The organism is Ruegeria sp. O5 (assembly GCF_056535105.1).
The window spans coordinates 1-16934 of record NZ_JBQERN010000005.1 but is presented as its reverse complement, the minus strand read 5'-3'; the positions used below and the strand labels follow the sequence as shown (position 1 = coordinate 16934).

Annotated in this window: 18 protein-coding genes; 8 read left to right on the top strand and 10 right to left on the bottom strand. The window is 56.5% G+C overall.

Annotation, left to right across the window (positions count from 1 at the left end):
* Positions 1 to 71: 71 nt before the first annotated feature.
* The 5 genes from ACR0M3_RS09125 to ACR0M3_RS09105 are packed head-to-tail and all read left to right on the top strand — an operon-like array spanning position 72 to position 4871.
* On the top strand, positions 72 to 671 hold the full coding sequence (locus ACR0M3_RS09125) for an amino acid synthesis family protein (RefSeq protein ID WP_480481716.1): 600 nt from the start codon (positions 72 to 74) through the stop codon (positions 669 to 671).
* The gene (locus ACR0M3_RS09120; RefSeq protein WP_480910372.1) at positions 643 to 1431 is read left to right on the top strand and encodes an alpha/beta fold hydrolase; all 789 of its coding nucleotides are present in this window, start codon (positions 643 to 645) and stop codon (positions 1429 to 1431) included. Before ACR0M3_RS09125 ends, ACR0M3_RS09120 begins: the two co-directional genes overlap by 29 nt.
* Positions 1428 to 2345 (top strand): flavin reductase family protein, encoded by a 918-nt coding sequence (locus ACR0M3_RS09115; protein ID WP_480773524.1) that lies wholly within the window; start codon positions 1428 to 1430, stop codon positions 2343 to 2345. Before ACR0M3_RS09120 ends, ACR0M3_RS09115 begins: the two co-directional genes overlap by 4 nt.
* A gap of 3 nt (positions 2346 to 2348) precedes the next feature.
* Positions 2349 to 3383, top strand: a complete 1035-nt coding sequence (locus tag ACR0M3_RS09110) for an LLM class flavin-dependent oxidoreductase (protein ID WP_480910369.1) — start codon at positions 2349 to 2351, stop codon at positions 3381 to 3383.
* A gap of 9 nt (positions 3384 to 3392) precedes the next feature.
* Positions 3393 to 4871, top strand: a complete 1479-nt coding sequence (locus ACR0M3_RS09105) for an aldehyde dehydrogenase (RefSeq protein WP_480910366.1) — start codon at positions 3393 to 3395, stop codon at positions 4869 to 4871.
* A gap of 61 nt (positions 4872 to 4932) precedes the next feature.
* On the opposite strand, the gene ACR0M3_RS09100 is transcribed toward ACR0M3_RS09105, so the two are convergent.
* From ACR0M3_RS09100 to ACR0M3_RS09070, 7 genes are all read right to left on the bottom strand, one after another.
* Positions 4933 to 6669 carry a SulP family inorganic anion transporter gene (locus tag ACR0M3_RS09100; RefSeq protein WP_480910363.1) on the bottom strand — a complete coding sequence of 579 codons (1737 nt, stop codon included), beginning with the start codon at positions 6667 to 6669 and terminating at the stop codon, positions 4933 to 4935.
* Between the two features lie 100 nt (positions 6670 to 6769).
* Complete coding sequence (locus ACR0M3_RS09095) at positions 6770 to 8452, bottom strand: bifunctional protein tyrosine phosphatase family protein/NAD(P)/FAD-dependent oxidoreductase (RefSeq protein WP_480910360.1); 1683 nt, start codon at positions 8450 to 8452, stop codon at positions 6770 to 6772.
* A 15-nt stretch (positions 8453 to 8467) separates the two neighbouring features.
* A complete protein-coding gene (locus ACR0M3_RS09090; protein ID WP_480486479.1) occupies positions 8468 to 9352 on the bottom strand; it encodes an MBL fold metallo-hydrolase in 885 nt (294 codons plus the stop codon).
* A gap of 92 nt (positions 9353 to 9444) precedes the next feature.
* Positions 9445 to 10065: a hypothetical protein gene (locus ACR0M3_RS09085; protein ID WP_480505770.1), complete on the bottom strand. Its 621-nt coding sequence runs from the start codon at positions 10063 to 10065 to the stop codon at positions 9445 to 9447.
* Positions 10066 to 10215: 150 nt separating this feature from the next.
* Entirely contained in the window at positions 10216 to 10881 is a 666-nt protein-coding gene (locus tag ACR0M3_RS09080) for a Crp/Fnr family transcriptional regulator (protein WP_480505772.1), read from the bottom strand.
* Complete coding sequence (locus ACR0M3_RS09075; protein ID WP_480476276.1) at positions 10878 to 11348, bottom strand: Rrf2 family transcriptional regulator; 471 nt, start codon at positions 11346 to 11348, stop codon at positions 10878 to 10880. The genes ACR0M3_RS09080 and ACR0M3_RS09075 overlap by 4 nt, the downstream gene beginning before the upstream one ends.
* A gap of 296 nt (positions 11349 to 11644) precedes the next feature.
* Positions 11645 to 12352 carry an IS6 family transposase gene (locus ACR0M3_RS09070; RefSeq protein WP_480910357.1) on the bottom strand — a complete coding sequence of 236 codons (708 nt, stop codon included), beginning with the start codon at positions 12350 to 12352 and terminating at the stop codon, positions 11645 to 11647.
* A gap of 200 nt (positions 12353 to 12552) precedes the next feature.
* On the opposite strand from ACR0M3_RS09070, the gene ACR0M3_RS09065 reads away from it, so the two are divergent.
* Both ACR0M3_RS09065 and ACR0M3_RS09060 read left to right on the top strand, forming a co-directional pair.
* Positions 12553 to 13365, top strand: coding sequence for an SDR family oxidoreductase (locus ACR0M3_RS09065; RefSeq protein WP_480505776.1), 813 nt, complete (start codon positions 12553 to 12555; stop codon positions 13363 to 13365).
* Between the two features lie 35 nt (positions 13366 to 13400).
* Positions 13401 to 14243, top strand: coding sequence for an SDR family NAD(P)-dependent oxidoreductase (locus tag ACR0M3_RS09060; protein ID WP_480910354.1), 843 nt, complete (start codon positions 13401 to 13403; stop codon positions 14241 to 14243).
* A 257-nt stretch (positions 14244 to 14500) separates the two neighbouring features.
* On the opposite strand, the gene ACR0M3_RS09055 is transcribed toward ACR0M3_RS09060, so the two are convergent.
* Positions 14501 to 14734, bottom strand: coding sequence for a type II toxin-antitoxin system RelE/ParE family toxin (locus ACR0M3_RS09055; RefSeq protein ID WP_480773609.1), 234 nt, complete (start codon positions 14732 to 14734; stop codon positions 14501 to 14503).
* Positions 14735 to 14790: 56 nt separating this feature from the next.
* Positions 14791 to 15036, bottom strand: a complete 246-nt coding sequence (locus ACR0M3_RS09050; RefSeq protein ID WP_209504385.1) for a type II toxin-antitoxin system ParD family antitoxin — start codon at positions 15034 to 15036, stop codon at positions 14791 to 14793.
* Between the two features lie 430 nt (positions 15037 to 15466).
* Here ACR0M3_RS09050 and ACR0M3_RS09045 point away from each other — a divergent pair, with 430 nt between their 5' ends.
* Positions 15467 to 16612: an adenylate/guanylate cyclase domain-containing protein gene (locus ACR0M3_RS09045; protein WP_480910351.1), complete on the top strand. Its 1146-nt coding sequence runs from the start codon at positions 15467 to 15469 to the stop codon at positions 16610 to 16612.
* A 28-nt stretch (positions 16613 to 16640) separates the two neighbouring features.
* Here the strand turns inward: ACR0M3_RS09045 and ACR0M3_RS09040 are convergent.
* A partial coding sequence (locus ACR0M3_RS09040) for a hypothetical protein (RefSeq protein ID WP_480910348.1) occupies positions 16641 to 16934 on the bottom strand: 294 nt, incomplete at its 5' end.

The window sequence follows — 16934 nt, the reverse complement described above, 5'->3', positions numbered from 1 at the left end:
GCACATAATTCAATCATTTGTCAAAAACCCTGTCCGTTTTTAACGTTTGCGAGCGCGACAGGAGAGCTTTGATGCAACCGGAAATACGTAAGATTGTCACCTACGATGAGGAGGTCCTTGTCGAGGGCTTCCAAGCCGCCAAAACCCCATGGCGCATGTTTGCCGTGGCCGCAGTGGTTCACAACCCCTGGGCAGGACGGTTTGTGGAAGACCTTAAACCCGAGATACAAGCCTATGGCCCTGTTCTGGGTGAGATGATGACGAAACGCATGATCAAACTGGCCGGGAGTGGAGAGGCAATCGAAGCCTATGGCAAAGCCGCTGTGGTCGGGCTGAATGGTGAGGTCGAGCACGCTTCGGGCCTTATTCACACCTTGCGATTTGGTAATCACTACCGAGAGGCCGTCGGCGCGAAATCCTATCTGGCGTTCACCAACACACGTGGCCCGGCAAACGCACCGATCATGGTGCCGTTGATGGATAAAAACGATGCTGGGCGGAGGTCGCACTACCTGACAATTCAGTTCTCGATTTCTGACGCACCGCGCGATGACGAAGTTGTGGTCGTATTAGGCGCAGCAACCTCGGGCAGACCGCACCACCGTATCGGTGACCGCTATCAGGATCTTAAGGATTTGGGCCATGACCTGGACAACCCGGCCGCGGTCTGAGATCGGCGGGCTGGCGGCCATCCAGACCGGTTCGGGTCAGAATATCCTTCTGTTGCATGGTGTTGGCTTGCGGGCTGAAGCCTGGGGCGCGCAATTGGACGGGCTGGCTTCTGAAGGTTGCATGACCGCTCCGGACATGCCCGGACATGGAAACAGCCCTTTGGCTGACATGAGGTTGGGGTTGTCGGCGTACACCGAAGCGGCACGGGGTGTTCTGGACTGCCTGAGTGGTCCGGTCGTTTTGGTGGGCCACTCGATGGGGACCATGATCGCGCTGGATCTTGCCGCCAAAGCGTCAGACCGGGTATGTGGGATCGTCGCATTGAACGCGGTTTTTGAGAGAGACGCGAATGCGGCACAGACCGTGCGCGACCGTGCGGCGCAGCTGGATGGCAAAACGATCGCTGATCCCACCAGCACATTGCATCGATGGTTCGGAGACATCGCCTCGGCCGAGCGCGATGCCTGCCGTAGATGGCTGACGGCGATAGACCCGGCTGCGTATAAAACGGCCTATTCCGTCTTCGCCCACAGTCAGAGCCCCCGACGCGATGCGTTGGAGAAACTAAGCTGCCCGGCGCTTTTTCTAACCGGCAGTCTTGAACCCAATTCGACCCCGGAGATGTCACGCGCCATGGCGGACACCGCGATGAACGGACGCGCGCAAGTCATTGAAGGCGCTGCACATATGATGCCAATGACGCACGCACCTCAGGTCAACGCCGCCATTTCCAGCTTTCTGAGTGAGCTGCGCCAATGACCGCGCTTGATCCTCGTGACCTTCGTCGTGCTTTTGGACGGTTCATGACCGGTGTAGCGGTTGTGACGACGCGCGATGACACAGGCAATCCACTCGGCTTTACGGCCAATTCCTTCACTTCGGTTTCTCTCGACCCGCCGCTGCTTTTGGTTTGTCCGGGAAAAAACCTGTCTTCTTATCACGAATTCGCAACCTGCGCCCGTTTCGCGGTGAACATTCTGGCCGAGGGGCAGGAAGATGTATCCAATACGTTTGCCGGGTTCAAAGGTGATCGATTTGCCAAAGTCGATCACTGCTTTGATACGCACGACGTCCCTTTGATCAGAGGGGCAGTCGCAACGTTTTCCTGCCGCACTCATCAGGTTGTCGAAGCCGGGGACCATTGCGTTTTGATCGGTCAGGTCGAAACGTATTCTCAGGACGATGCCCCCGGGCTTGGCTATGCGAACGGGCAGTATTTCAGCCTCGGGCTGGAACGTGGCGCGCTGGAACCATCCGGGCGAAACGTGGTCTGCGGCGCAATCATCGAACAGGACGGGCACGTCTTGCTGGAGAAAACAGAAGCCGGTTTCCGTCCGCCGCAAGTCACGCTGTCAGATCGGCAAGATTTGCGAAACAGCCTTGTGCAAGACCTGACGGCTAAAGGTGTCGATGCACGCCTTGGGGTTGCGTATTCCGTCTATGACGATGCCAACACGCATCATGTTTACATTCTTGCGTCTGCGCCGTCCCTGCCCCGGCATGGCACTTTTCAGGCAATCGCAATCAAAGACCTGGCGACCCTGCCATACGCGTCAGCACCCATCGCGACCATGATGGCTCGTTTTGCGCTGGAAAGCCGAACCCGCAATTTCTCGCTTTATCTGGGTGACGCCCAGCGGGGCGATGTGCACAGCCTGTCGGAAAGGACCTGACGAATGGAGTTTTCCCTTTTTGCCCATATGGAACGGCTGGGCCCCGAAGAGCCGCATGAGAAATTGTATGAAGAGTTCATCGAGCTGTGCAAGATGGCTGATCAGGCAGGGATGCGTGCGGTCTGGACTGGCGAACATCACGGGATGGATTTCACCATCGCACCCAACCCGCTGATGTCGCTGGTGGATATCGCGCATCATACCAAAAACGTGCGCCTTGGCACCGGCACTGTGATCGCGCCGTTCTGGCATCCGATCAAACTGGCGGGCGAAGCAGCCGCAGCGGATATCATGACCGGAGGCCGGATCGAGCTGGGCATAGCGCGCGGGGCCTACTCTTATGAATACGAGCGGCTTATGCCCGGTCTGGACGCATGGACCGCCGGTCAGCGAATGCGAGAGATCGCTCCTCTGCTGCCCAAATTGTGGGAAGGCGACTGCGCGCATGACGGAGAGTTCTTTCAGTTTCCCGCCACCAGTTCGGCCCCAAAGCCGGTGCAACCCGACGGGCCGCCCATCTGGATTGCCGCGCGGGATCCGAACAGCCACGAGTTCGGCGTTCAGAACGGGTTCAACATTCAGGTCACCCCGCTGTGGCAAGGTATCGAAGAAATTGAGACACTGATGACCCGTTTTGAGACCGCCTGCGCCAATCACGGCGGAGCGCGCCCCAAGATCATGCTGCTTCACCACACCTATGTCGGGCGCGATGACACTGAACTGGATCAGGCAGCGCGGGATTTGTCCCGGTTTTACAACTATTTCGGCGCGTGGTTCCAAAACAAGCGACCAGTCCGACAGGGATTGATTCAGGCGCTAACCGAAGAAGAAATGGCAGCCAACGCAGTGATGGCACCCGAAAATCTGGCGCGCGATCTGACAATCGGCACGGCGGACGGGGTAACAGAACGCCTGAAACGCTATGAAGACCTTGGATTTGATGAATACTCGTTTTGGATCGACAGCGGCATGAACTTCGAACGCAAACGCGCATCGCTTGCCCGTTTCATTGATGATGTAATGCCAAAGTTTCAGTGAGGGGCCGCAATGCACCAGAAGCCACATTACCAGCTATTTATCGACGGCGCTTGGACCGAAGGCGCACGTGGGCAAGTGATGGCCTCGTTGAATCCGGCAACGGGCGAGGAATGGGCCAGTTTCGCCTGTGCCGCAGCCGAAGACGTAGAGCGCGCCGTTTCTGCAGCGCGCCGGTCACTTGATGATCCGGCGTGGCGGGACATGACGCAAACTGCACGTGGCAAACTGTTGTTCCAGCTTGCAGACCTGATCGAACAGAACGCACGACGCCTTGGCGAGATCGAGACAAAGGACAGTGGTAAGCTACTGGCGGAAACCGCGACCCAAACGGCATATGTCGGCGATTATTACCGCTACTATGCGGGGTTGGCGGACAAAATCGAAGGCGCGGTCCTGCCGATCGACAAACCGGACATGCATGTCTTTACGCGGCGCGAGCCCATTGGCGTGGTGGTCGCAATTGTCCCCTGGAACGCGCAGATGTTTCTCACGGCTACCAAGCTTGGGCCAGCTCTGGCCGCGGGGTGCTCGGTTGTGCTGAAGGCGTCAGAGATTGCGCCCGCCCCAATGCTGGAATTTGCCCGCTTGATCGACAAAGCGGGATTCCCACCCGGCGTCGTTTCCGTCATTACTGGGGACGCAGAAAACTGTGCGATCCCTCTCACCCGACATCCTGACGTAGACCGGATCGCATTCACTGGCGGCCCGGAAACGGCGCGTCATGTGGTGCGCAACTCGGCTGAGAACTTTGCCGTAACCACGTTGGAATTGGGTGGAAAATCCCCGATCATAGTATTCGATGATGCCAATCTGGATGGTGCGGCCAACGGACTGATCGCGGGCAATTTCGGCGCCTCAGGTCAAAGCTGCGTCGCAGGATCGCGCGGGCTGATCCATCGTCCTCTTATGGAATCTCTTATCGCCAAAATCGAAGAAAAGATGACGGGTATAGTCATCGGCGATCCATTGGAACCTGAAACCCATATTGGCCCGCTGTGCACCAATGCCCAGATTGTTAGAATTCAGGCGACACTGGCCAAGGCCAGGGAACAGGGTGCCCGTATTCGTTTCGGGGGCGCGCCACTGGATCGGTCAGGTCATTTCATGGCCCCAACGCTGGTGGAATGCGCCAGTGCCGAGACAGAGACCCTGAAAGTCGAAATGTTCGGCCCCGTCATGTCATTGTTGCCCTTCGACACCGAGGAAGAGGCAATCGCACTGGCCAATGACACACCGTTCGGGCTTGGCTCGGGTATCTTCACCGAAAATGTCGCCCGTGCTCACCGTGTTTCATCCCGCCTGAAATCGGGCATCTGCTGGATCAACACCTACCGCGCGGTCTCACCCATCGCGCCCTTTGGCGGCTTCAACCAATCCGGTTATGGCAGGGAAGCGGGAATAGAGGCCATTCACGATTACACGCGGACCAAGACCGTTTGGCTGAATACATCGGACAAACCGATGTCGAACCCCTTTGTTATGCGCTGAGGTGATCTGCAACACGATCAGCATAACCCAAGGGGCGCTTATCTGAATGCGGCGGCTCCTGTTACTCTGCCGCCGTTCTCACCCTCTCCGGCGCGGTCAACCGCTGCCAAGCGTCGTACTGGGCCAGAAAGATCTGCCCGTTGAGGTCGTCGAGGAAATGCGATTGTTTCAAGCGGTCCATGACGGGGCCTTTGACTTCGGACAGGTGCAGACCAACGCCCATGTCACGCAGGCGGTGGTTGATGGCCTCAAGGCTTTCGAGGGCCGAAAAGTCGACTTCGTTCACCGCTGAGAACATCAAAACCACGTTGCGGATTTCGCAGCCCTCGGTCACACGCGCCTGAATCAGGTCTTCGAGGAAACGGGCGTTCACGAAATACAGGCTTTCATCCACCCGCAGCGTCACCAGTGACGGCTCGTTGTCGACCTTGTGGCGATTGATGTTGCGGAAGTGTTGCGTACCCGGCACAAGCCCGACCTCGGCCACATGTGGGCGCGAGGTTTTGTAGAGATGCAGAAGGATCGAAATTGCCACGCCGCTGGCCACGCCGGTTTCGACCCCGGCCAACAAAGTCAGGACGATGGTGGCGGCCACCGCTGTAAAATCGGCGCGCGAATATCCCCAGGTCTTTTTCAGGATTGACAGGTCCACAAGGCTCAGCACCGCAACAATGATCGTCGCGGCCAGCGTGGCCTTGGGCAAAAAGTACACCAGCGGTGTCAGGAACAGTGCGGCGATCGCCAGACCACCAGCGGTATAGATGCCTGCCGCCGGGGTTTCCGCCCCCGCATCGAAGTTCACGACCGAGCGTGAGAACCCACCGGTGACCGGAAAGCCGCCGGTAAATGCCGCGCCCAGGTTGGCTGCGCCCAGACCGATCAACTCCTGATCGGGGTCCACGCGCTGGCGTTTCTTGGCAGCCAGCGTCTGCGCAACCGAGATGCTTTCGACGAAACCGATGATCGAGATCAGGATCGCTGGCACCAGCAATGCACCGATGAGGTCCGGGGACAGCCCCGGCAAAGTCAGCGGCGGCAGGTTCTGAGGCACTTCGCCGACGATCTTGACGCCCTGCGCATCCAGCCCGAAGCCCCAGACGACAACCGTGGTCACCACCACGGCGGCAACTGGTCCAGCCTTGGTCAGCACGTCAGCCAGCAGGGGCGGCACCCCCATGCGCCGCAACGCGGGCTTGAGGTTCTTGCGCACCCAAAACAGGAACGCAGTGGCCAGCACGCCGATGATTACCGTCAGCCAATTGGTTTGCCCGAGGTTTTCGAAGATTGAGCCCAGCATCCCTGGCAGAGTATGCCCATGGGCGCTGACACCCAGAATGTGCTTTAACTGGCTGGTCGCGATCAGGATGCCCGATGCGGTAATGAAACCTGCGATGACAGGATGGCTGAGGAAATTGGCCAGAAAGCCCAGTCGGAAAACGCCCAGCAGCACCAGAAACCCACCCGACAGGAAAGCCAGCGTCAGCGCCGCCACCATGTATCCGGCCGTGCCCTGCTCGGCCACCTGCCCCACAGCGCTGGCTGTCAGCAGTGACACTACCGCGACAGGCCCCACCGCCAACGCCCGACTGGTGCCAAAAACCGCATAAAGGATGATCGGCAATATCGAAGCATAGATCCCGGCCTCGGGCGGCAGCCCTGCCAGCAAGGCATAGGCCAAGGACTGTGGGATCAGCATGATCGTGACGATCACAGCCGCGATCAGATCATTCGACAGCGACGCACGGCTATACTGGCGACCCCAGTCAAGAATAGGAAGGAAACGTAAAAGGCTCTGCATGGGTTCACGTCCTGAGAAAGCGGCGGCCCGTTGCACATTTGGCGGAGGCGGGACAGGCCAGAACTGACACCGGTTCTTCCGGTGTCAGTTTCGAAAGGAGTTAATCGGTCGCCACCTCCAGTGGTTCGGGCTTGGCCAACCACTCTTTGCCCTTCAGCATCGCGGACCAGTAAATCGGTGGCAGCAGCTTCTCTTTCAACAGCCACGCCAACCGGCTGGGTTGGGTTCCGTCGATCAGGAGTTTCGGGAAGCTGGGTGTCATCACCCCACCATAGGCAAACTCGGCCAGAACGATCTTGCCGCGCTCGACCGTCAACGGGCACGAACCGTAGCCGTCATAGGCGGCAACTGGGCCGCGGCCCTGAATGTCTGCCACGATATTATCGGCCACGGTCGGTGCCTGTTTACGCGCCGCCGCAGCGGTTTTGGCGTTGGGCGCGTTCATCACGTCACCCAGCGACCAGATATTGTCGAAACTCTTGTGGCGCAGTGTCGCCTGATCAACATCGACCCAGCCCGCAGCATCCGCCAGCGGCGACACGCGAATAAAGTCCGGCGCGACCTGTGGTGGGCAGACATGCATCATGTCAAACTCGACCGTGACCAACTCGGGCTCGGTGTCGGGCACTGCGACCTTAAAGGTCGCTTTTTTTGCCGTCCCATCTACCGACACCAGATTGTGAAAGAAATTCAACGAGGCGTCGTATTTTGTGACATATTCCATTAGCGCCGGGACATAGTCCTTGACCCCGAACAGCACGCCGCCCGCGTTCATGAACTGGATGTCGATATCCTTCAGAACGCCTCGCCGGAACCACGCATCGCCCGACAGGTACAACGCTTTTTGTGGCGCACCCGCGCATTTGATCGGCATTGGCGGCTGTGTGAACAGCGCCCGGCCTTCCTTAAGCCCTTCGACAAGCTGCCATGTGTACGGCGCCAGATCATAACGGTAGTTCGAAGTCACCCCGTTGCGGCCCAAGGTTTCTTCCAGCCCTTCGACCGCGCCCCAGTCCAGCTTGAGCCCCGGAGATACGACAAGACGGTCGTATTTCACCACGCGACAGCCATCCAGAATTACGGCATTGTTCTGCGGCTCGAAGGCCGCAACTGCCGCCTTGATCCACTTCACCCCGCGCGGGATCAGCGACCCCATCGTCTTGGCGGTCTGTTCTGCTGAGAAGACACCCCCGCCCACCAAAGTCCAGCCGGGCTGATAATAATGTACGTCAGACGGATCAATTATGGCAATGGACAGGTCGGATTTGCGCGCGTGCAGGCTGGCCGCAGTGGCGATACCGCCTGCCCCACCGCCCACGATAACCACGTCGAAGGATGCGTCGCCCGTGTCGGTCGGCGTTTTCCCACCATTGGCAATGCGGCGGGCAACGCCGCTCATGTCATAACCGGCTACCTTTGTGGCTGACAGAATCTCGGACACCGGACGCTTGTGCGCCGCCTCGTTCAGCGACCACAAAGTGGCCGAGCGCGTGCCGGTCCGGCAATAGGCCAGAACCGGACCCGGCAACTCGGTCAGCGCGCGGCCAAAGGCATCGGCGTCTTCGTCCCTGACGATCCCGGTTTGCACTGGAACATAGCGTACCTCGAGACCCAGTTTCTCTGCTGCTACCTCGATCTCCTCGAATGTCGGCTGATCGGCACCTTCGCCATCGGGGCGGTTGCAAATGATGGCACGAAAGCCCGCGCCTTTTATGGCCTCTATGTCACCTGGCGTAACCTGCGGCGACACCGAAACTGCGCCTGATATCTTTCTGATGTCCATGGGTGCCTCTTGCGTTCAGAGCTTGTTGACTGGGACTTTGAGCATCTGGTTCCCATCCTGGTCCGTTGGAATGCCGCCCGCCCGGATGTTGACCTGAATAGAGGGTACGATCAGCGTCGGCATCGCCAGCGTCGCGTCGCGCTCGGACCGCATCTTGATGAACTCGTCCCTAGTCTTGCCACCGCCCACGTGAATGTTGTGGGCCTTCTCCTCGGCCACCGTGGTTTCCCACTGGATGTCTCGCCCGTTGGGACCATAATCGTGACACATGAACAGCCGGGTTTCGTCCGGCAGGCTGAGCACCTTGTGGATCGAGTCAAATAATGTCCCCGCGTCGCCACCGGGGAAATCGGCCCGCGCGGAGCCACCGTCAGGCATGAACAACGTGTCGCCCACAAAGGCTGCATCCCCGACAACATGCACCATGCAGGCGGGTGTGTGGCCCGGTGTATGCATGGTAAAGGCGGTCATGTTGCCGATCTTATAGGTCATGCCATCGACGAACAGGGCATCAAACTGGCTGCCATCCCGCTGAAATTCGGTGCCTTCATTGAAGATTTTGCCAAACACGTCTTGCACGATCTTGATGTTTTCACCGATGCCGATCTTACCGCCCAGCTTTTGCTGAATGTAAGGCGCGGCTGACAGGTGGTCGGCATGGGCGTGGGTCTCAATGATCCATTCCAGCTTGAGCCCCCTCTTTTCAACCTCGGCAATCAGCATGTCGGCATGGCCAAACGTAATGCGGCCAGCGGCATAATCGATGTCCATGACACTGTCGATAATCGCACAGGCATTCGAGGTCGGATCTGCAACGATATAACTGATTGTCGCGGTCGCCTCGTCGTAAAAACCCTGGACATCGGGCTTCACGCTCAGATCCACCGGGTAGCTGTCAATCGGCGTCGCTATCGCGTCGGCCATCTTTTGGTTGTGTCTCTCGATAGACTTCTGATCATTCATGATCTTGCCTCCTAACTGGCGCGGATCCGTTACCCGTTTCCGCCGCGTGTCATCATCATTTCGTGGACGGCGTCCATGCCGCGATCCGCCATCGCGCTCACTTCGGCCGCATGGATATGCATGGCTTTGGCTATTTCCGGATCGTCGGATGTTTGCACCACTACGATTCCTTCGGATGTCACTTCGATGTCTGAGGTGATCTTGTCGCCATGGTCAAAAAATATGTCGAGGGTCGGACTCTGAATAATGATCATTGGATCATCCTTGCGGCCCACCCGATCGATCATCCCGGCAACATGGGAGATCAGAGCATCCATGACATCCGGGTCGGAAGATCGTGTGACAGTGCGAATACCGTTAGGAAGGTTTTCAACCTCGCGTGTGATCGTATCGAAATTGCGGAACATCACAGCCAGCTCGGCGCTTTCCTCGAGCGTCGCGTTCTCGCCCCGCAGCCCCGGCATGTTGACCTCGTCGTGGCCTTGCCCATCTGCACCGTGACGATGCTCTGCCCGTTCACCGGCCATGCCCTGGCGATGCCCGGGCCCGGACATCAGAAAGATGTAACTGCCAGCCGCGCCGACCAAAGCAGCAACTAGCAGCGCAATGGCAATGCCGCCGAACGTCCGGGCGGGTTTGCGCTCATTCATCTTCGTCTCCTCCGTTTCTGCCAGCCCATATCCGGCCTTCACGTCAGACCTGCAATCACCTTGGCGGCTTGAAAAGTTGAAGAGTAAATATAACTTTGAAATCCTGACTTCAGTGACAAAGTCACGAAACCGGAAAATTTCCCGAAATGGTCAAGTGCTTTGCGCCAAGCGTTCCAATGCCGCCTTGTCGGTTATCGTAATGCGCCCCCGCGATTGGGTAATCATCTCGCGCTTTTGAAAGTCCTGCAAAATCCGCGAGACAACTTCACGCGCGGTGCCCAGTTCGCTGGCAAGTTGCTGATGCGTTGCCTGAATGTCTTCCCGCCCCCCGGCCAGAACCAGAAGACGTTCAGCCAGGCGAATATCCAGGTGCCCGAATGCCACGTCATCGACCACCCGCAACAGATCAATCAGTCGGCGCGAGTAGGCCTCGAATACAAACTCGCGAAATGCGTCTTCTTCCGAGATCAAACGGTCAAAGGCATGTTTCGGCAACGTCACCGCCGTTACGTCGGTTTCGGCAATACCTTCAGCGTTATATGCTTCTTCTGCCAGCATACAGGCCGTCGTCAGTACACAGCTTTCCCCCGCCTCGACCCGATAGAGCACGATCTCGCGGCCCGAATCCGAACTTTGAGAAACGCGAATCCGTCCGTCGTACAAGAACAATAGGCTGTCGGGAACGTTGTCAGGGCCGAATACCTGAGCGCCTTTTGGGCACCGCACGATACGGGCCGCTGTACGCAACCTTTCACGCACAGCTTTCGGAAGGCGACTAGTCCCGTGAAATCGCTCAGTCCAATCTAGGATTGTCATCTTGCGTTGCGCATAGGTGCCACGATGCCCTCCTCAATCGGCGCGATACGGTTTAACAACTCGTTTCTGTTTGAGGCAATGTCAGCCAGCGTCAGATCATCAAGCACAGCCATGAATGCCCCGGTCGCTTTTTGGATCGCTTGGGACAATTTACATATACCGATCAGAGGGCAGGTGTTTTTTTCAGGGTTAAAGCATTCGACCACATCCAGGGGCCCTTCGGTCAGGCGAATTACATCGCCGATCTTTATCTGTTCCGCGGGTTTAGCCAACCGGAAACCACCGCCTCTGCCGCGTGCTGTTTCCAGATACCCGGCCCGACCCAACTCGTGCACGATTTTTACAATATGCGGCCGGGCAAGGCCGTGCACCCGCACGACATCGTCAACGCGAATGCGATCTGGGGCCTTGAGCGCAGCCAGTTGCAAAGATCGCAGCGCATAGTTGGAATAGGATGTCAGTTTCATGCGTGCCTCCGGCAAAAGCTCTAGGCGCAATATAACTTATTTGCAATTTCTGTGTGTTTTCACTGACCATGTGTTTTGCTGAGGGTGAAGTCAGGCCAACTTACCTGACCTGCGCAGCGACTGGGTCGCTGACTGGGCCGCAACGGACATCACGACTTTTCTGATAAGGAAGCTGTCGACACCCGACCGGAACGGCAGTTCAATTCTCTGCAAAAAACGCTGAACAAAGACGGTATGGGTGGCGGTGCTGTCAGACGAATTCGAACCAGTCTCAGTTTGCCGCAGAAACCACGAACCTATCCAGAACAAAGCTGACGCCACTCGGCGAGAGCGGCGGTGCGTGTCAACTTGAAGTTGTCTCGACTGGCTAGCGATCTTTCCTGGTTGAAGTGATTGTAGACAGAGGAATGGACGGAGGCGAATTTCTGCAAACTTCGCATTCGCCTGAAACGCTGCATCGCGCGTTCGCGTCGTCGAAACGGCAGGTGCGAATTCTCGACGCGGTTGTTGAGCCACCTACCCGTCCTTTGTTTTTCGGTAGAGCCAAGCTTTCTGAGAGCGGCCCGGTACGATGCGAAGCGACCCGTGGCGACGGTTTCCGCCTTACCATGTCGCTTCATCAATTTCTTGAGGAATTTCAGCGCTGCAGCTTTGTTTCTGCGTTTGGCAACAACGGCCTCCGGCACCTCGCCGTCATGATCCACAGCCCGCCAAAGGTAATGCCGCTTGCCATTCACCTTCACGAAAACTTCGTCTACGCGCCACTTCCATTTGCAGTATGCTCTCAATTGCTTAACACGCATTCTTCGAATTTCAGCAGCAAACACTGGGCCAAACCTGTTCCACCAATACCGGACAGTTTCGTGGCTCACGTCGATGCCTCGCTCGTGCAACATGTCTTCGACATTCCGAAGCGAGAGCGGGAAACGGATGTACAGCATCACTGCGAGGCGGATGATCTCGGGACTGGATTTGAAATACTTGAAAGAGGCAGGATTGGTCATGGGCAAAAGCTGCGCAACCGCCCTGCCCCGCTCAAGCAAAGTTCTTCTGATAAGGCCTTTGCCCTCCTTTTGCATGGACGCAGACTTACTTCTTAAAAAAATTCCGTTTCCAGAGAATTGTGCAAAAATTTTGGAGTATAGAAAAAGAGTCACGCAGATTTCTTGAGTATTGTGCTTATAGGCACCAGGGGATCGATGATATGAAGACCATTCTAATTACCGGCGCGTCGTCTGGTATCGGCGCGGCAACGGCCGGGTATTTTCAGGCCAGGGGATGGAACGTCGTTGCCACGATGCGGACCCCTGCCAGCGGCTTGGATCTTGCCAATTTGGAGAACGTCCACCTGGCGCGGCTGGACGTGACGGATGCCAAATCAATCGCGACGGCCGTGGCAGAGGGCATCGATCGCTTTGGACAGATCGACGTTTTGCTGAACAATGCAGGCTATGGGGCCTATGGCGCGCTCGAAGCCTTTACGATGGACCGCATCCGACGCCAGTTCGACACCAACGTTATCGGCTTGATAGAGGTGACCAAAGCGGTGCTTCCGCACTTTCGTCAAAACCGTTCCGGCACGGTGATCAATATCTCGTCCATCGGTGGGCAGATCACCTTCCCACTGGGTGCGCTTTATCACGGCACCAAGTTTGCGGTGGAAGGTCTGTCCGAAGCCCTGCACTACGAGTTGGAACCGTTGGGCATACGGGTGCGTATTGTTCAGCCTGGCATGATCCAGACGAATTTCGGCGGCAGCTCGTTCGATTTTGCGATGGATGAAAATCTGTCAGGCTACACGCCGATGGCCGAAGCCATGGGGCGCCTGTTCGGCAGACTCGCATCGAACCCTTCTGCGCCAGAGACGGTTGCTGAGGTGATTTGGGACGCGGCCAACGATAGCAGCGACCGTTTACGGTATCGCGCAGGACCTGATGCCGAGGCTTTGCTGGATGCCCGCAAACAACAGGACGATGCGGCGTTCATCGGGGGCATTAAACAAAAGATGGCGCCCTGAAACACGACGTGACCCGTCATCATGAGAGGAAAAAAATGTACCAAAAAGCAGTCGAAAAAGGCGGCCTGGCCGTTGTCACCGGGGCGGCAAGCGGCGTGGGTCTCGCTGCGGCCAAACGGTTCCTGCAGGCGGGTCTGGTTGTTGTGCTGGTCGATCTTCCGGGAGAGGCGCTGGACAAGGCCGAGGCGGATTTGATCGAACTGGCGGATACGTCCCAGACGGTTCGGGCGATCCCCGCGGACGTGACCAACGCCGCAGCCATGACGGATCTCGCCGATCAGGTCTTTGAACTCGGAGAGGTGGCTGTTTTGATGAACAATGCCGGGATTGCGCTGCCGACCGGCAGTTGGGAAAACAGTGAGAACTGGCGGAAACTGATAGAGGTCAATCTGTTTGGCGTCATGAGCGGAGTGCACGCCTTCCTGCCGCGGATGATCGCCGCAGCACGCCCTGCCGTGGTTATCAACACAGGCTCGAAACAGGGGATCACCACGCCACCCGGTAACGCCGCCTATAACACCAGCAAGGCCGCTGTGAAGGTCATGACCGAGATGCTGGCCCACGAGCTGCGCGAGGCGGGTGCCGAAATCAGCGTCCATTTGTTTGTGCCCGGCTTTACCTATACGGGCATGATCCAGAAGTTCATGCCCGAAAAGCCCGCGGCGGCATGGTCAAGCGTCGAGGCCATCGACTATCTGCTGAAGCGCATGTCGAACGGAGATTTCTATATTCTCTGCCCCGACAACGATGTCTCAGAAGCCCGCGACAGGAAACGCGTCGAATGGGCCCTGGGTGATATTGTCCATAACCGGCCCGCGCTGTCGCGCTGGCATCCTGACTATGCGGATGCCTTTGCCACCCACGAGGTCTCGGAATAGCCGCTCCAAAAGTGCGGCCGTAAATGGAGCCAACGAAACTGCTATCCAAATCACAGGGCTTACACCTCGTCGAAATACCTAGCAAACATTCGTACGAAGCGCGGCATCTGAGACTTTGGGCTCAATGTCGTCGTTCTCGGCTTCGCAGCATTAAATTGGCCATAGTCAAATCCGGCCTTCGCTCCGGCTCGAAGGATACCTTGGACAATGCGATCAAATGCTGTGTGTGCAGCCCGCATTTCTGCCATTCGCCGAGACTACAAGTGCTGTTCCATATCCATACTTTGATGCAGTATTCTGATGATCGCGATCAACTCGCCTCGAATTTGATAGTAAATCGCATGCCTACCGATCAATGTCTTGAGATATCCCTCGCGGACTAAAGATGGTCTGCCCGCCTTCTTCCCCGCCGCGATATCTTCAAACGCGTCGATGATGTCGTTGGAATACACCTCGGCTCGTTCGCGTGACCATTCTTGCGCCGTGTAAATTCAAATCCCTTCGAGATCAGCTTCCGCCATCGGTGAAAGCACATATTTTTGAGATATCAGGTGCTGTTCTTCTGGCGCATGCGTTCCTGAAACGCCTCGCGGTCAAAGGCACGTGGTTCACCCGAGTTTTCACCAACGATCAATGCGTCCTTCAGCGCCTGGATTCTGGCTTCATGCTCCTCGAGAAGCCTTAGGCCTGCCCGTACGACATCGCTTGCCGAGCCGTAGCGTCCGTTGCTGACCTGAGTGTCGATGAAACCGGCAAAATGGTCCCCAAGGGACATCGAAGTGTTCTTTGCCATGTTTGCCTCCTAGATATCACATATACCAATATTCGGTATTTTTTTAATATCCCCGGATACGTGGTACAGTGGCACGTCATCGAACTGACGATGGGGTGGCATGCGGCGGATCGGAGGATCGGTCAAGCGCTGCGGCATAGCTTCACCAGACCAGACTTTCGCTGCGGTGGCAAAATTGAGCGTACGGCGAGCTGGTGGTCTGCGGATGTAGCTGGCACTCACCTCGAAGCAAATAAGCTACACGAACGCCTGATCATTGGAAAACCGCGGGAGTTGGAAATGAGAAAGCGCTAGATTTTCGATTTGGTCTCGGTATTTTTTGGTAAGCGTTAGTCGCGAACGTAACACTCTTACCATTGCATCAGAAGATGATGAATTTTGCCGCAAGATAACGAAACGCAAGCGAGTTCTAACAAGATTGCAAGACGTCTTGCAGCGAATACTGGCTGCCGACGTTGCCGGATATAGTCGTCTTACCAGCATCGATGAAGAAGGCACTGCTAAGATGCTCTTAGAGCATCGATCAGTGACTGATGCGCTTATTGAGAATTTTGGTGGTCGGATTGCCAACACCGCAGGTGACAGCATTATTGCTGAATTTGCGAGCTCTGTCGAAGCGGTGCGATGTGCCGTTGAAATTCAGGAAGCAATACGGACACGCAACCTCTCGGTTCCGTCGTCTTCTCAAGTTCAGTTTCGCATCGGGATAAATGTCGGAGACGTGATCCTTCAAGATGGTGATCTTTTAGGTGACAGCGTAAATGTGGCCGCTCGACTAGAAAGCCTCGCTGAACCTGGTGGAATCTGCTTGTCTGGCGAGGTACACGACCAGATACAAGGCAAGCTATCCCTTGGATTCCGTGCCATGGGAACCAAGCGATTAAGGAACATTGATCGTCCGGTGCGCGCTTACAACGTTGAAGGCGTCCAAGATGTCAGTGTGCGTAAAGAAAATAAGCCGCGCATTCTGGCCGCGGGAGGTGCCTTTTTCGCTGCCGCCTGCTTGGGTCTTGTGTATGTTCTTACTGCTCGTGACAGCACTACAACGCTTTCTGGTGGATCGCCGCCGTGGACGTCTGAAAGCAACCTGGATGCACCTCCACTGCCTAAGATGTCTGACGTAGTTGCATCAGGCGAATGGAATGAACATTCCTATTATGCAATTTTGACATGGGGCAGTTCCTGGCAGTCAGCTGTTGCAGATGCCAAAGAGAGGGGTGGCTATTTAGCTTCCATTACATCCGAAGCTGAGAACAGTTTTGTTTTCGAACTCATTAAGAACGATGAGCGCTTGTGGGATATGCATCAGGATGGGCAAGCTTTCGGACCTTGGATCGGCACATATCAGGAGGAAGGTGCTATTGAGCCAGACGGTGGGTGGGCGCTGGTCAGCGGCGAACCGGTTACGTTTTCGAACTGGTCAGAAGGCCAGCCAAACAATCATGGCGGGAACTCGGACGTCGTTCGGTTCCACAATTACGTTCATCAGCCTTCACCGTATTGGGACGATGCAAACGGCACCGGATCATCACGAGGGTATATTCTAGAAGTTGAGCGCGTGGATAGTACTAACTGATAAAAGCGGGCCTTTGACGTTGTAAATATCAGTACATTCCAATTCTCTGAATACGGGGAACCTGAAGAAGCAAAATGCAAATATTCTTTAGACATTGGATCTTATCCGTTTTTTTAGTGTCGTCGATCATTGCGACGTCGGCAAGTGCGCAAAACGTGACGTTCCCAACGGACTTCTTTGCTGAACGCCTGCAAGGCTCTGCATGCTCGAAGTTTTTTTCTTCATCTCGCCTTGGACCTGTCCCGTTTTTTTGCCGCCCCAAGTGCTCGTTTAAGCCACTTTCCTTTCGAATGCGACAGGGCTTTTCCAGCCCAATGCTGAG

Coding starts and splice junctions, on each gene's coding strand:
- ACR0M3_RS09070 (WP_480910357.1), bottom strand. CDS start 12,352: ATGACCAATCCTGCCTCTTTCAAGTATTTCAAATCCAGTCCCGAGATC.
- ACR0M3_RS09115 (WP_480773524.1), top strand. CDS start 1,428: ATGACCGCGCTTGATCCTCGTGACCTTCGTCGTGCTTTTGGACGGTTC.
- ACR0M3_RS09060 (WP_480910354.1), top strand. CDS start 13,401: ATGTACCAAAAAGCAGTCGAAAAAGGCGGCCTGGCCGTTGTCACCGGG.
- ACR0M3_RS09110 (WP_480910369.1), top strand. CDS start 2,349: ATGGAGTTTTCCCTTTTTGCCCATATGGAACGGCTGGGCCCCGAAGAG.
- ACR0M3_RS09125 (WP_480481716.1), top strand. CDS start 72: ATGCAACCGGAAATACGTAAGATTGTCACCTACGATGAGGAGGTCCTT.
- ACR0M3_RS09080 (WP_480505772.1), bottom strand. CDS start 10,881: ATGACAATCCTAGATTGGACTGAGCGATTTCACGGGACTAGTCGCCTT.
- ACR0M3_RS09065 (WP_480505776.1), top strand. CDS start 12,553: ATGAAGACCATTCTAATTACCGGCGCGTCGTCTGGTATCGGCGCGGCA.
- ACR0M3_RS09085 (WP_480505770.1), bottom strand. CDS start 10,065: ATGAATGAGCGCAAACCCGCCCGGACGTTCGGCGGCATTGCCATTGCG.
- ACR0M3_RS09075 (WP_480476276.1), bottom strand. CDS start 11,348: ATGAAACTGACATCCTATTCCAACTATGCGCTGCGATCTTTGCAACTG.
- ACR0M3_RS09095 (WP_480910360.1), bottom strand. CDS start 8,452: ATGGACATCAGAAAGATATCAGGCGCAGTTTCGGTGTCGCCGCAGGTT.
- ACR0M3_RS09105 (WP_480910366.1), top strand. CDS start 3,393: ATGCACCAGAAGCCACATTACCAGCTATTTATCGACGGCGCTTGGACC.
- ACR0M3_RS09100 (WP_480910363.1), bottom strand. CDS start 6,669: ATGCAGAGCCTTTTACGTTTCCTTCCTATTCTTGACTGGGGTCGCCAG.
- ACR0M3_RS09050 (WP_209504385.1), bottom strand. CDS start 15,036: ATGGCAAAGAACACTTCGATGTCCCTTGGGGACCATTTTGCCGGTTTC.
- ACR0M3_RS09120 (WP_480910372.1), top strand. CDS start 643: ATGACCTGGACAACCCGGCCGCGGTCTGAGATCGGCGGGCTGGCGGCC.